Source organism: Microbispora bryophytorum (assembly GCF_006874465.1).
Taxonomy (GTDB): domain Bacteria; phylum Actinomycetota; class Actinomycetes; order Streptosporangiales; family Streptosporangiaceae; genus Microbispora; species Microbispora bryophytorum.
Genome location: NZ_VIRL01000003.1, coordinates 332,356 through 345,747, shown reverse-complemented (window position 1 = coordinate 345,747; position 13,392 = coordinate 332,356). Strand labels below are relative to the sequence as shown.

The 13,392-nt window shown below is 72.6% G+C and carries 12 protein-coding genes; 2 read left to right on the top strand and 10 right to left on the bottom strand.

Features of this window, described 5'->3' with window-relative positions:
- Window positions 1-5 precede the first annotated feature (5 nt).
- Window positions 6-1,289: a coenzyme F420-0:L-glutamate ligase gene (locus FLX07_RS09040; protein WP_142569484.1), complete on the top strand. Its 1,284-nt coding sequence runs from the start codon at window positions 6-8 to the stop codon at window positions 1,287-1,289.
- Here FLX07_RS09040 and FLX07_RS09035 read toward each other — a convergent pair.
- Complete coding sequence (locus tag FLX07_RS09035; RefSeq protein WP_142569482.1) at window positions 1,279-3,936, bottom strand: bifunctional FO biosynthesis protein CofGH; 2,658 nt, start codon at window positions 3,934-3,936, stop codon at window positions 1,279-1,281. The two genes, FLX07_RS09040 and FLX07_RS09035, sit on opposite strands and share 11 nt — an antisense overlap.
- A 181-nt stretch (window positions 3,937-4,117) precedes the next feature.
- Here FLX07_RS09035 and FLX07_RS09030 point away from each other — a divergent pair, with 181 nt between their 5' ends.
- Complete coding sequence (locus tag FLX07_RS09030; RefSeq protein WP_142569481.1) at window positions 4,118-4,480, top strand: hypothetical protein; 363 nt, start codon at window positions 4,118-4,120, stop codon at window positions 4,478-4,480.
- Here the strand turns inward: FLX07_RS09030 and FLX07_RS09025 are convergent.
- The 9 genes from FLX07_RS09025 to FLX07_RS08990 form a co-directional block, all read right to left on the bottom strand.
- Complete coding sequence (locus tag FLX07_RS09025; RefSeq protein WP_142569479.1) at window positions 4,465-5,448, bottom strand: DNA-3-methyladenine glycosylase family protein; 984 nt, start codon at window positions 5,446-5,448, stop codon at window positions 4,465-4,467. The two genes, FLX07_RS09030 and FLX07_RS09025, sit on opposite strands and share 16 nt — an antisense overlap.
- Window positions 5,448-6,536, bottom strand: a complete 1,089-nt coding sequence (manB, locus tag FLX07_RS09020) for a mannose-1-phosphate guanylyltransferase (protein WP_142569477.1) — start codon at window positions 6,534-6,536, stop codon at window positions 5,448-5,450. The genes FLX07_RS09025 and manB overlap by 1 nt, the downstream gene beginning before the upstream one ends.
- A 182-nt stretch (window positions 6,537-6,718) precedes the next feature.
- Window positions 6,719-7,846, bottom strand: coding sequence for a glycosyltransferase family 4 protein (locus FLX07_RS09015; protein WP_142569475.1), 1,128 nt, complete (start codon window positions 7,844-7,846; stop codon window positions 6,719-6,721).
- A gap of 231 nt (window positions 7,847-8,077) precedes the next feature.
- Window positions 8,078-9,004, bottom strand: a complete 927-nt coding sequence (locus FLX07_RS09010) for a lysylphosphatidylglycerol synthase transmembrane domain-containing protein (RefSeq protein ID WP_142569473.1) — start codon at window positions 9,002-9,004, stop codon at window positions 8,078-8,080.
- Window positions 9,001-9,855 carry a class I SAM-dependent methyltransferase gene (locus FLX07_RS09005; protein WP_142569472.1) on the bottom strand — a complete coding sequence of 285 codons (855 nt, stop codon included), beginning with the start codon at window positions 9,853-9,855 and terminating at the stop codon, window positions 9,001-9,003. The genes FLX07_RS09010 and FLX07_RS09005 overlap by 4 nt, the downstream gene beginning before the upstream one ends.
- A 348-nt stretch (window positions 9,856-10,203) precedes the next feature.
- Window positions 10,204-11,292 carry a glycosyltransferase family 4 protein gene (locus FLX07_RS09000; RefSeq protein WP_142569470.1) on the bottom strand — a complete coding sequence of 363 codons (1,089 nt, stop codon included), beginning with the start codon at window positions 11,290-11,292 and terminating at the stop codon, window positions 10,204-10,206.
- A complete protein-coding gene (locus tag FLX07_RS08995; RefSeq protein ID WP_142569468.1) occupies window positions 11,289-12,221 on the bottom strand; it encodes a glycosyltransferase family 2 protein in 933 nt (310 codons plus the stop codon). Before FLX07_RS08995 ends, FLX07_RS09000 begins: the two co-directional genes overlap by 4 nt.
- Before the next feature lie 57 nt (window positions 12,222-12,278).
- The gene (locus FLX07_RS36365) at window positions 12,279-12,437 is read right to left on the bottom strand and encodes a hypothetical protein (RefSeq protein WP_167748173.1); all 159 of its coding nucleotides are present in this window, start codon (window positions 12,435-12,437) and stop codon (window positions 12,279-12,281) included.
- 23 nt (window positions 12,438-12,460) lie between these two features.
- Window positions 12,461-13,381: a permease-like cell division protein FtsX gene (locus tag FLX07_RS08990; protein ID WP_142569466.1), complete on the bottom strand. Its 921-nt coding sequence runs from the start codon at window positions 13,379-13,381 to the stop codon at window positions 12,461-12,463.
- Window positions 13,382-13,392 lie beyond the last annotated feature (11 nt).

The window sequence follows — 13,392 nt, the reverse complement described above, 5'->3', positions numbered from 1 at the left end:
AGCCCATGCCCCAGATCACTGTCAGCGGCGTGCCCGGCCTGCCCGAGGTGCGTCCCGGCGACGACATCGCCCTGCTCGTGGCGCAGGCCGCGCCCGACCTCCGGGACGGCGACATCCTGGTAGTAACCTCCAAGATCGTGAGCAAGGCCGAGGGCCGCATCCGGCAGGACGGTAGTCGTACGGCCGCGATCGGGGAGGAGACCGAGCGCGTGGTCGCGCGGCGCGGCGACACGGTCATCGCGCAGACGCGGCACGGCTTCGTGATGGCCGCGGCCGGCGTCGACGCCTCCAACACCTCCCCCGGCACCGTGCTGCTGCTGCCCGAGGACCCGGACGCCTCGGCGGGCCGGATCCGCCGGGGGCTGCGCGAGCGGCTCGGCGTGCGCGCCGGGGTGATCGTGTCCGACACCTTCGGCCGGCCCTGGCGGCACGGCCTGACCGACGTCGCCATCGGCGCGGCCGGCGTGCGGCCCCTTGAGGACCTGCGCGGTGGCACCGACGGCTACGGCAACCCGCTCAACGCCACCGTCACCGCGCTGGCCGACGAGATCGCGGCGGCGGGCGACCTGGCGAAGGGCAAGCTGTCCGGCGTTCCGGTGGCCGTCGTCCGCGGGCTGGCCCACCTGGTGACCGACGAGGACGGCCCGGGCGGGCGGGTCCTGGTCCGCCCCGCCGACGAGGACATGTTCCGGTACGGCTCTGCCGACGTCGTCTTCGCCCGCCGCACGATCCGGGAGTTCTCCGCCGCCGAGGTGGACCCCGCGGCCGTACGGCGGGCCGTGGCCGCCGCCGTCGCCGCGCCCGCCCCGCACCACACCACGCCGTGGCGGTTCGTGCTGCTGGAGACCCCGGGGGCGCGCGCGGAACTGCTCGACGCGATGCGGGACGCCTGGATCGAGGACCTGCGCTCCGACGGCTTCTCCGAGGAGTCGATCGCCCGGCGGATCCGGCGCGGCGACGTGCTGAGGAACGCGCCCTACCTGGCGGTTCCGTGCCTGGTGATGGACGGCTCGCACACCTACAGGGACGAGCGCAGGAACGCCGCCGAGCGGGAGATGTTCGTGGTGGCCACCGGCGCCGGCGTGCAGAACTTCCTGGTCCAGCTCGCCGTGCAGGGGCTGGGCTCGGCGTGGGTGTCGTCCACGATGTTCTGCCGTGACGTGGTGCGCAAGGTGCTCGGCCTGCCGCAGAACTGGGACCCCATGGGGGCCGTGGCCGTCGGCCATCCCGCCGCGCCGCCGAAGGACCGGCCGCCGCGGGACCCGGCCGACTTCTACGTCACGAGGTGACCGGCGGCCGGGAGACGGGTGAGACCGTGAGCAGCGGCCCGCGGACCGACTGGCACACCCCGTCGCTGCGCCGGGCCGCCTCGGCCCGCTCCTCACCCGGCCGGCCGTACGACGTGGTGCGCTGGCGCAGCGGACGGCCGGTCGGCGCCACCATGGCCGCGATCTCACTGATCGTCTTGTAGGAGCCGTTCTCCGAGCCGGCCATCCGGCTGATCGTCTCCTCCATGAGCGTGCCGCCGAGGTCGTTCACGCCTCCGGCGAGCACGTCCCGGCACAGGTCGTCGCGCAGCTTCACCCAGGAGCACTGGATGTTGCGGATCGCGCCGTGCAGCATGATCCGCGCCAGCGCGTGAACGGCCCGGTTCTCCCGCGCGGTCGGTCCCGGCCTGGAGATCCCCGCCAGGTAGATCGGGGCGCTGTGGTGCACGAACGGCAGCAGCACGAACTCGCTGAACCCGCCCGTCTCCTCCTGGATCGACCGGATCAGCCGGATGTGGCGCACCCAGTGCTCGTGGGTGTCCACGTGGCCGTACATCATGGTCGAGGTCGTGGGGATGCCGACCCGGTGGGCGGTGGTGATGACCTCGATCCACTCCCGGGCGGGCAGCTTGCCCTTGGTCAGCACCCACCGCACGTCGTCGTCGAGGATCTCGGCGGCCGTGCCGGGCAGCGAGTCGACCCCCGCCTCCCGCGCCGCGTGCAGCCACTCCTCGACCGACAGGTTCGTACGGCTCGCGCCGTTGACGACCTCCATCGGCGAGAACGCGTGCACGTGGATCTCGGGGCAGCGTTCCTTCACCGCGCGGGCGATGTCGAAATAGGCCGTGCCGGGCAGGTCGGGGTGGATGCCGCCCTGCATGCACACCTCGGTCGCCCCGGCCTCCCACGCCTCCTGCGCCCGGTCGGCCACCTCGCTCAGCGACAGGGTGTAGGCGTCGGCGTCGGTGCGCCGCTGGGCGAAGGCGCAGAACCGGCAGCCGGTGTAGCAGACATTGGTGAAGTTGATGTTCCGGTTGACGACGTAGGTGACGTCGTCGCCCACCGCCTCGCGGCGCAGCCCGTCGGCGATCCGGCACAGCTCCTCCAGGCCGGCGTCGTCGGCGCCCGCCCCCGACTGGTCCCCGGCGAGGTCGAGCAGCGTCAGCGCCTGCTCGTCGGTCAGCCGCGCCGGGTCCGCCTCGGCCTGCCGCAGCGCCTCCCGCACATCCGCCCCGACGGCGTGGTTCCGGACGGCCCCGTCCCGTCCGCCGCCGGGCAGGCGTTCGCGCAGGGCCTCCCAGTCGCCGTACACGCTGTCGAAGTCGGCCCGGCGGTCGCCCGTCCGGCCCTCGGCGTCGACGGCGGTGTGCAGGTCGGCCCGTCCGCCGGTGACCAGGCCGCCCAGGCCGCCGTCGGGCTCCTGCCAGGGACGGCCCCGAAGCACGGCGTCCTCACGCGCGAGCCCGGTGGCGGGGTCGGCCAGCGCCGCGACGTGCTCGGTGAGCCGGGGATCGAGCCACGGCTCCCCCGCGAGCACGTACTCGGGATAGATCGTGAGGCGCTCGCGCAGCGTGAACCCGGTCGCGGCGGTGCGGGCCGCGAGGTCGTCGATCTGCGGCCACGGGCGCTCGGGGTTGACGTGGTCGGGCGTGAGCGGGGACACTCCGCCCCAGTCGTCGATGCCCGCCCGCAGCATCAGCGCGTACTCCTCGCCGATCAGGTTGGGCGGCGCCTGCACGCGGACCTTCGGGCCGAGCACGAGCCGCGTCACCGCGATCGTCGCGGCCAGCTCGTGCAGGTCGGCGTCGGGCATGCCGCGCATGGCCGTGTCGGGCTTGGCGCGGAAGTTCTGGACGATGACCTCCTGGATGCCGCCGTACTCCCTGGCGACCCGGCGGATCGCGAAGATCGACTCGGCCCGCTCCTCGATCGTCTCGCCGATGCCGATCAGCAGGCCCGTCGTGAACGGCACGCTGGAGCGGCCGGCGTCCTCCAGCACGCGCAGCCGCACGTCCGGGTCCTTGTCGGGAGAGCCGTAGTGGGCCTCGCCCTTCTCGGTGAACAGCCGCCGTGAGGTGGTCTCCAGCATCATGCCCATCGAGGGCGCGACCGGCTTGAGCCGCTGCAGGTCCTTCCAGGTCAGCACGCCGGGGTTGAGGTGGGGCAGCAGCCCCGTCTCCTCCAGCACCCGGATCGCCATCGCCCGCACGTACGAGAGCGTGTCGTCGTACCCGTGGGCGTCGAGCCACTCGCGCGCCTGGTGCCACCGGTCCTCCGGCCGGTCGCCGAGCGTGAACAGCGCCTCCTTGCAGCCCATCGCCGCGCCCTGGCGGGCGATCTCCAGCACCTCGTCGGGCGACAGGAAGGCGGCGGGCAGCTTGTGCGGCGCGGTGGCGAACGTGCAGTAGCCGCATCTGTCCCGGCACAGCCGGGTCAGCGGGATGAACACCTTGCGGCTGTAGGTGATGACGCCGGGCCGGCCGGCGGCCTCCAGTCCCGCGTCCCTGACCCGTGAGGCGTGCGCGAGCAGGGCGTCCAGGTCGTCGCCGCGGGCGCGCAGCAGGATCGCCGCCTCGCCGGGGTCGAGGGTCTTGCCGTCCCTGGCCCGCGCGAGTGCCCGGCGGGTGCCGCTGTCGGAGCTGGCGTTCGGAGGTCGCTTCGCCGTCATACGCCGCACCCTATGAGGCGTGGGTCCGTCCGGCGCACCCAGCCCCCGGCCGCCCGGGGGAAGTCATGGCGTACGCCCGCCGGGCGGTTTGCGGCCGCTGGGTATGAGCGAGGGAGCGGAACAGACAACGAGCGAGGAAATAGTGGCCGTTATTGGGGCGAATAGTGCGTTTTGTCTAGCTTTGAGAGTCCGGTCCCTGGCCATCGCGACGATCGTCATCGGGTTGTCGGCGCCGGCGGCCGAGGCGCTCGCGGCGCCGTACGCCGGGCACGGCGGCGGATCGGGCAAGGGCCACGCCAAGCAGGTCACGGACGGCCGCAACACGGCCAACACGCCCGCGATCGCCAGCGCCCCCCTGCAGGTGTCCGCGGGCAGGCGCAACGTGAACGCCCCCGCCGGCAACAACGGCATCGCGTTCGCCGGCCTCCAGCAGGTGACGAGCGTCAGCGACTTCACCAACACCCTCAGCGGCAGGTGCCGGGACGGGGTCGAGCACTGCGGGATCAACCAGAACCTGAACGGACGTCGTCAGAAGGCCCGGTAGTCGCGCGGAGCCATGCGCGGTCCGCGCGCCGGCGGCCTGACGCCGCTGAGCTCGATTAGCTTGACCACGCGGTGGCGGTGCCCCCGGAACGGATCGAGCAGTTCGAGCATGCCGTCGTCGTCGGTCTTCCGGCCGGTCAGCGCGTAGCCGACGAGCCCCGGAATGTGGAAGTCGCCCACGCTGGGGGCGTCCGGGTCGCCGTGGGCCCGCTGGCGGACCTCGGCGGAGGTCCACACGCCGATGCCCGGCAGCGCCCGCAGCAGGCGGTCCGCCTCCGCCGACGCCTCCACCGACGCATCCGCGGTGCGCTCCAGCTTCTCGGCGTGCCGGGCCGCGTTGCCGATCGTCCTGGCCCGTACGGCCTCCGCGCCCGCCCGGTGCCAGTCCCACGACGGGATCGCCCGCCACACCTCCGGCGGCGGGATCACGTACATGCCCTCGGGGGCCGGGCCCGGGGCCGGCTCGCCGTACCGGCGCAGGAGGAACCTCCAGGCCCGCCACGCCTCGCTGCCGACCACCTTCTGCTCCAGCACGGCGGGCGCCAGCGCCTCGAAGACCCGCAGGGAGCGCCCGATCCGCAGCCCGGCGGCGCGGCCGGCCAGGCCGGCGACGAACGCGGCGGCGCGGGCCTGCCGGGGATCGCCGGCGCGGGTGAGCCGCGCGAGCATCGCGGCGAAGCCGGCCACGTCGTCGTCGGCGCCCAGCAGCGACGGAAGCGTCTCCAGCAGCCAGCCCGCCCCCGGCCCCCACGCCTGCCCGAGGACCTCGCCGCCGCCTGCCGCCACGCGCAGGGTGCCGGGCCCTTCGGGGGTGCGCGAGGCGCGCCAGATCGCCCCGTCCGGCGTGGACCGCCAGGCCGGGTCGCCTCCCCCGTGCCGGTGCGGCGACAGCGTCAGCGCGAGGTCGAACGGCGCGGACGGCCGCCAGCGCCGCTCGCTCCGCCGTCCGGTGGAAGCCGTGCAGATCATCAGACGTCGCTGGAGAAGCGGACCGCGCACTCGGGCAGATTTACACCGGGCCAGACGCGCATACCGGAGGTGAGCTCGTTGCCGGGGCCGATGAGCGCGCCGTCGCCGACGACGACCTCGCGCAACATGGCGCCGGAGGCGACGCGGGCGCCGACCCCGACGACCGAGTCCACGACGGTCGCGCCGGACGCGACGTGGCAGTCCTCGGACAGCACGCTGCCGCGCACGCTCGCGCCGGCCTCGACCGTGGCGCGGGCGCAGACGACCGTGCCACCGGTGACCTTGGCCTCGGGCGACACGACGGACCCGTCCAGCAGGAGGCTCTCGCCCACCGGACCCGGCAGCGCGGGCGAGCCGAGCTTGCCCAGCACCAGGTCGGCCGAGCCCTGCACGAACGCCGCCGGCGTGCCCACGTCCAGCCAGTACGACGTGTCGGCGTAGCCGAGCACCAGCTCGCCGGACGCGATCAGCCCGGGGAAGGTCTCCCGCTCGACCGAGACCACCTGGCCCTCGGGAATCGCGTCGATGACCGAGCGCTGGAACACGTAGCAGCCGGCGTTGATCCGGTTCGTCACGGGATTGGGCGTCTTCTCCAGGAAGGCGCTGACCCGGCCGTCGTCGTCGGTCGGCACGCAGCCGAACCTCGACGGGTCGTCCACCTCCGTGAGGTGGAGGGTCACCGCGGCCCCCCGTGAAACGTGCAGGTCCACCTGCGCGGCGATGTCGTGACCCGACAGGATGTCGCCGTTCAGCACGAGCACCGGCGCCTCGGGCGGGCAGGTGAGCGCCCGCGCGGCGTTGCGGATCGCGCCACCGGTGCCGAGCGGGGTGTCCTCGGTCATGTAGACGATCTCCAGGCCGAAGCCGGAGCCGTCGCCGAAGGCCTCGGCGAACATCGAGGCCCGGTAGGACGTCGCGAAGACCACCCGGCGCACGCCGTACGCCCGTGCCTTGGCCAGTTGGTGCGCGAGGAAGGGCACCCCCGCCGTCGGAAGCAGCGGCTTGGGCGTGCTGAGCGTCAGCGGTCGCAGCCGCGTGCCCTGGCCGCCCACGAGAAGGATCGCCTCAAGCCCATCGGGCGACCGCACAGAACTCTCCCTCACAGCCGCGAGAGTAGCCTAGCCGGGCCCTCCGCGGCCGTCCGTTGTGCCGACGTTTCACGACAGGGGCGCGATCCCCGTTCACCGGCCTCGGACCGGGCGATACGGGAGCCGATTTCGTCCCAGCACGAGCGGTGAAACCGGATGCCCGAAACCGGAACGCCGCCGCCCTAGGCTTCGACGGCCCGTTGATAGGCGACGAGGTGGGCCTCGGCGGAATGCCGCCAGGTGAACTCGCGCGAGCGGGTGACGCCCGCCTGTGCCAGCGACTCACGCCGCTCCGGCGACTCCAGCAGGGCGCGCAGCGCCCGCGCGATGCTGTCGGCGTCGGGCTCGGTGTAGACCACCGCGTCGCCGCCCACCTCCGGCAGCGAGGCACGGTGAGTGGTCAGCACGGGCGCCCCGCAGGCCATCGCCTCCAGCACCGGCAGCCCGAACCCCTCGCACCGCGACGGCGAGGCGACCACGAGCGCACCGCCGAGGAAGCCCGGCAGGTCGGCGAAGGGCAGGAAGCCGGGACGCACGACCTTCACCCGGGGCGGCAGCGCGGCCACGGCGGCGTCCACCTCCTCGTCCCAGGCGGGACCGCCCGCCAGCACCAGCGCGGGCGGCGAGGACAGATGCCCGACCGCCCGCCCGAACCCGGTCACCAGGTTCGGCACGTTCTTGCGCGGCTCCAGCGCGCCCAGATAGGCGACGTACGGCCGGTCGTGCAGGCCGAATCGCCCGGCCACCCGGCGCACGTCCTCCGGCGCCGGCGGGTGGAACAACGTGGGGTCCACTCCGTGGTAGGCGACGTCGACCCGGGTGGGGTCGGCGTCCAGCACCCGGACCAGCTCGTCCCTGGTGGCCTTCGACGGCACGATCACCCGGGTGGCGTGGCGTACGGCGGTGCGGGTGGCCGACCGGAAGAACGAGGCTCTGACGGGGTCGTGCTGGTCGGGGTCGGTGAACGAGGTGAGGTCGTGGACGGTGGCCACCGTCGGCAGGCCCGAGCCCAGCGGGATCGAGTAGTAGGGAGCGTGGATCACCTGGGCGCCGGCGTGCCGGGCCAGGATCGGCAGCCCGGTCTGCTCCCAGGCCAGCCGCTTGTTGCGGTTGGTGATCGCCGGCGGTCCGGGGAGGATCCGCGCCGAGGGGACGAGAGCGGCGTAATGCTCGGCGTCCGCGCGCTGGCAGATCACCGCGAGGTCCGCGCCCGCCTCGTGCAGGGCCGCGACCAGTCCATCGACATACCTGATCAGGGCGCCGCGGTCGGCAGGGACCGCGGCGGCGTCGACGAGCACCCGGGGTGTCAAGTGAATCGCTCCCCTCACTGGGCCCGCTCAAGGCCGGGAGGATCGCTCCCCGCCCGCACGGTCCCGCTGGTTCCGGCGGTGTTCGGGCAGGGGCCAGGGGCCCCGCGCCACGAACTGACGCCTTCCCCCACTTCCCTCCCTGTCACTCTATTTCCGGCGTCCCCCGAAACGTGAGTGATATCACATCAGGAGCATCTCGAAGGGTGGGCGACCCGCGCCCATTCCACGGATTCAGGCCCGTGGTACGGGTTCCTCCCGCGTACGGACCGCGCGCCGGGAGGCCAGACCGGCGGCGCCGGCGCACACCAGGTCGCCGACGGACACGATGAGCCGGGAACACAACACGGCGGCGGTCGCCGCGGGCCGGTCGAGCACCGGGGCGAGCGCGGCCACCATCGCGACCTCGCGCACGCCCACACCGGCAGGGGCGATCACGAACACGAACCCCAGGCACCAGGCGAGCGCGAACGCGCCGAAGCTGAGGATCACGGCCGAAGGCCCGCCCGCCCCGAGGCCGTGCACGATCAGCGCCAGGTGCACGCCGTAGGCCGCCCAGCCCGCCAGGGCCCAGCCGCAGGCGACGAGCACGCCGCGCCGGGTGAGCGGCCGTTCGAGCGGCGGGCGGCGCAGTTTGCGCAGACCGAAGGCGATGACGCCGTTGACCACCTTCGGGTGCAGGGCGGCGGCGACCACGGGCACGAGCAGCAGCAGCCAGGCGTATCTCGCGACCGACTGCCCGGCGAGCACCGGCAGCGTGACGAGGGCGACCAGCAGGCCGGTGCCCAGGTAGATCGGATAGGTCAGGAAGAAGGCGGCGGCGCTGCGCGGCCGGGGGATGCCGTGGTCGCGGCCCATCTCCATCTGCGCGAGCATCGGCCACACCGACCCGGGGATGTACTTGCCGAGCTGGCCCACGAAGAAGATCTTTGACGCGTCGGTGAACGCCAGCGGGGAGCCCAGGTCGGTCAGCAGCGCCCGCCACATGAACATCCCGGCGAGCAGCGCGCCGAGCACCGCCACCAGCGAGCCGGCGAGCTCCGCCCACGACAGCCGGGCGAAGCCGTCCGCCACGGCGGTCCACTGGCTCGCCACCGCCCAGACGCCGAACCCCAGCGCCACGAGCAGGAACAGCGCGCGAACGGCCTTGCGGCGGCTCATCGGGACGTACGGACCGGCTCGGGCGGCTGCGGGAGCGCCGCGCCGAGGGGGCGGCGGGGCGTCTTGGTGGCGACCCACAGGTAGGTGGGGACGACCGGCAGCAGCGCCCGCAGGGCCGGGCGCGGGGTCCGCTCCAGCGTGGCCTTGGCGGTGCGGCCGGCCGCGCCGGGGAAGAGCTCGCCACCGGCGAACCGCTCGGGCGCGGCCAGCACCGGGAACGTGTAGTCCCACACGTGGAAGTCCGCCAGCATCCGCCGCAGCCCGGGCCGGGTGCGGAAGCGCTCGTAGTAGTGGTCGGCCCGGCCGAACGCCCGCACGTACCGGTCGGCGGCGGCGGGCGGCAGGTAGGACAGGAAGGGCAGCTTGTAGTGCGGCTCCATGACCCCGAGCCGGTTGCCCAGGCCCAGGTAGAGGACGCCGTCGTCGGACAGCACCCGGTGCATGTCGGCGAGCACGGCGTCGGGGTTCACCACGTGCTCGTAGATGTGGTTGAAGACCAGCACGTCGACCGAGCCGTCGGGAAACGGCAGGCGGGAGCCGTCGGCGCAGACGAACCCGACCCGCCCGCCGAAGCGGTCGGACGCCTTGCGCAGGCCCGGGACGTCGATGTCGAGCCCGAGCGTGCGGCGGGCGCCCGCGGCGGCGAGCTCGTCGGCGATGAACCCGGCCGAGCACCCGACGTCGCCGACCGTCAGCCCCGACAGCGCCTCGCCGGGCTTGGCGGCGTCCCTGCCCAGGAAGTGCGCGAGCACGGCGATGATCTTCGCGGCCTTGCGCCTGCGCTTGTCCTCGTCGAGCATCGCGGCCTGGAACTCGGAGTATTCGAGCTGGGCCGCGCGGTCCGCGCTCATTCCCGGCCCCCGCTCATTCCCGCCCCCCGCTCACCCATGTCTTCACGCTGCCCAACAGTACCCGTGCCCGCCCCGCCCCCGTCTCCCGATCAGCCGACACCCCCACCCTCCTCGCGTGATCTTGCAGTTTGTCGCAGAGACCCCCGATGAGCAGGATAGATCCCCTTCGTGATCTTGCACTGAATCGACTGATCACCGCACCCACCAGCCACAACGCGATCCGTGATCATGCAATTGCAAGATTACGAAGTGCGTTCGCGCCGGTCGGAGCCCATCAGCACGAAATTGTGCATGATCACGAAAGGTGGAAGGCCAGGTCAAGGACCCCGCGTGCGACAAACTACAAGATCACGCGGGGTTGTTTGGTGGGGGGAGGAGGGTGTCGAGGTAGACGGCCCAGTGCGGCTCGGGGTCGACGGGCGCGACGCCCGCCCGCAGCCGCTCCGGCGTCCCCGGCTGGTAGAACCGCTTGACGGCCTCCGCCAGCGCGCCGGCCGAGCCCGGCTCCGCCAGGAGGCCGTCCACGTCGTCGCGTACGTTGTCGGGCAGCGCCCCGACCCGGGTGGCGATCACCGGCACGCCGTGCTCGTGACCGAGCCACACGTTCTGGCTGGCGGTCGCCGACCGGTAGGGCAGCACCAGCGCGTCGGCCCCGGCGAACAGCCCCGGCACGTCCTCCGCCGCCACGTATCCCGGCCGGATCTCGACCCGGCCGGCCAGCCCGAGCCGGGCGATCAGGGCGCGGGTGTCCTCCAGGCCGCCCCAGAACTCGCCGGCCACCGTGAGCCGTACGTCGGGCACCTGCGCGAGCGCCTCAAGCAGCAGGTCGAGCCCCTTGTAGGGCCGGACGATGCCGAAGAACAGCAGCCTGCCCCGGGGTTCCCTGCCCGCCGCCTCCCGCGCTCCGCGCACGGGCAGGTGCGGGGCGAGGGCGGCCACCCGCACCGGCGCGCCGGTGAGCGCGCGGGCGAGGTCCGCCTGCTGCTCCGAGTGGGCGAGCACGCTGTCGACCCGGCGCAGCAGCGCCTTCATCAGCGGCCTGTCGTACGGCTTGGTCTCGTGCGGCAGCACGTTGTGGCACAGCGCCACCACTCGCGCCCTGCGGCGCAGGCCGTACAGGATGCCGAGGTACGCCGGCACCTGCACCGGGCTGAGCACGGCGAGCACGACCAGGTCGGCCCCGCGCAGCCGCCGCCCGCAGGCCACCCAGCCGTCCGGCCGCCGCCAGTCGAGGTCGCGGCGGGTGCCCGGGTAGGGCTCGCCCTCGGGGCTGTCGATCGTCTGCTGCCCGGGGTACAGGAACGAGGGGTACTGCGCCCGCCACGACTCGATGACCACGTCGTGGCCCCGCGCCCGCAACCGGTGGGCCAGTTCCGTCGTGTGCTGCGCCCCGCCTCCCTTGTACGGATACGTCGGGCCGACGATCGCGATCCTCACACATCACCCCGGGATCGCACGATCAGGTCGGCCAGCAGGGCCACCGACCCGATCAGCATGCCGGATATGAAGATCACGATGGTGTTGCTGGTGAGGTAGAAGCCGTAGCGGACCACGTCGTACAGGCCCTTGACGAAGCCGATGCCGACCAGCCAGAGCGCGGGCGGCATGAGTACCTTGAGCGGGTTGAAGTACATGACCATCCGCAGCACCTGAAGGATGTAGCGGTAGGCGTCGGAGACGAAGTTGAACTTCGACTTCCCGGCCCGCTTCGCGTACTCGATCGGCAGGTAGTGGACGTCGTGCTGGTTCGACATGAACGCCAGCGTGATCGTCGTGACACAGGAGAAGCCGGGGGGCAGCAGCCGCAGGTACGGCCTGGCGACCGACGCGCGGAAGGCCCGCAGGCCCGAGTTGAGGTCGGGGATCTTCTGCCCGGCCAGCCGCTCGGCCACCTTGCGGATGAACCACTTCGCCGGCACCCGCAGAACCTTGTGCGAGCCCTCCTCGGTGGTGCGCGCTCCGACGACCTGGTCGATCGTCTGGTCCTTCTCCAGGATCTGGACCAGCTCGGGGATGCGCTCGTTCGGGTAGCTCATGTCGGCGTCGGTCCACACGACGATCTCGCCGCGGGCCTCCTGGCTGCCGATCCTGCGTACGGTGCCCGAGCCGCCGTTGCGGTGGAACGCCCTGATCCGCATGCGCGGGAAGCGCGGCGCGGCCTCGTGCAGACGCGCGAGCGTCTCGTCGGTGGAGCAGTCGTCCACGGCCAGCAGTTCATAGGTGTACCCGCTGGCGTCCATGGCCGCGCAGATGCGCTCGACCTCGTCGATGACGTGGTCCTGCTCGTTGTAACACGGCAGAACAATCGTGACGTACGGGGTTTCTGCGGGAGTCACGGCGCTTCCAGAGGTCTCGGGCTGGGTCACGTCGGGCTAGGGTACTCTGCCCGGTCAAATCACGGTCTCACTTCCCGGACGCCGTCGTCACAGCCGCTTGTCCTTCGTGGTCGCGTCGACAGCGCCCACGAGGAGCACCCCGGCCGCGCTCCGCAACGCCCGCTTGACCTCGCGCAGCACCGGCGGGGTCGTGAACTTCACGTAGAAGACCTCGGGAAGGTAGGCGTCGAAGTCTTCCTCCGGCACTAGGCCACGGACCGTCCGGGCCGTCATCTTCCGGCTCCGGGACTCACCGCGAATCGCCACTGCGCCGGCGCGGACACCTCGACTACGGCGGTGACGCCCGGCATCCGTCCGAAGATCTCTCTCAACTCGCTCAACCTGCCCGGCCTGTCGAGCTTGAGCCAGAAGCTCTCCGGCACGACGAGCGGGTCGATTTCCGTCCCCTCCCACACGATGCGCCGCCTGTCCTGCAGGGCGTGGGCGAGATCCTCGAAGTAGACGGCCTCCACCCCGTCGAGGTCCTCGATCCGGCCGAGCACGGCCGCCTTCTCCTGCGCGGAAGCTCTCGTAGTCCGCTCGCATCGCTCGAAGGCGCCGCCGCCTCTGTCCGGACAGAACTCGATCGCGATATCAGCCCTGCCACGCCATGCGGTGTCCCCGACGACGAGGACGTCCCAGACACCGGGCAAGCTTTCCAGGCGACGCTTGACCCCCTGCCAGTCCCCCGGGCCGAGCGCGCCGTGATAGGCCTCCGGCATGTCGGCGGGCTCGTAGGCGCCCGCGACCCCGGAACCTTCCCCCGGCGTGGCCCATTCCTGGAAGTCCTCCCACCCCTGCTCCCGGGTCCGGAAGCGGAAGATCCGAACCTCCGGTAAGGCTTTGAGCGCGGCCTCAAGCCCCCGTTTGTCCTCTTCTGTCGCCGCGCCGTCATGACAGGTCGGAAGATCGGGCGTCGGGTGCAGACACATGTAGACCGAGAAGAACCCCGACTGCGGCGCTGACTCCGCCGGCGGGGGCAGCGGCCAGCGGGACCGCTCGTGGATCCGCCATCCGGCGATCCCGAGCCCCGCGAGGAGCACGATCACCACTCCGGCGACGACCAGCGGCCTCCGGAGAAGGCCCGTCCTGGGTTCCGGTTCGCGACGATCGTCGCCGAAGGACAATTCCTCCATCTCAGGGGAATCCACATGCCGAACCC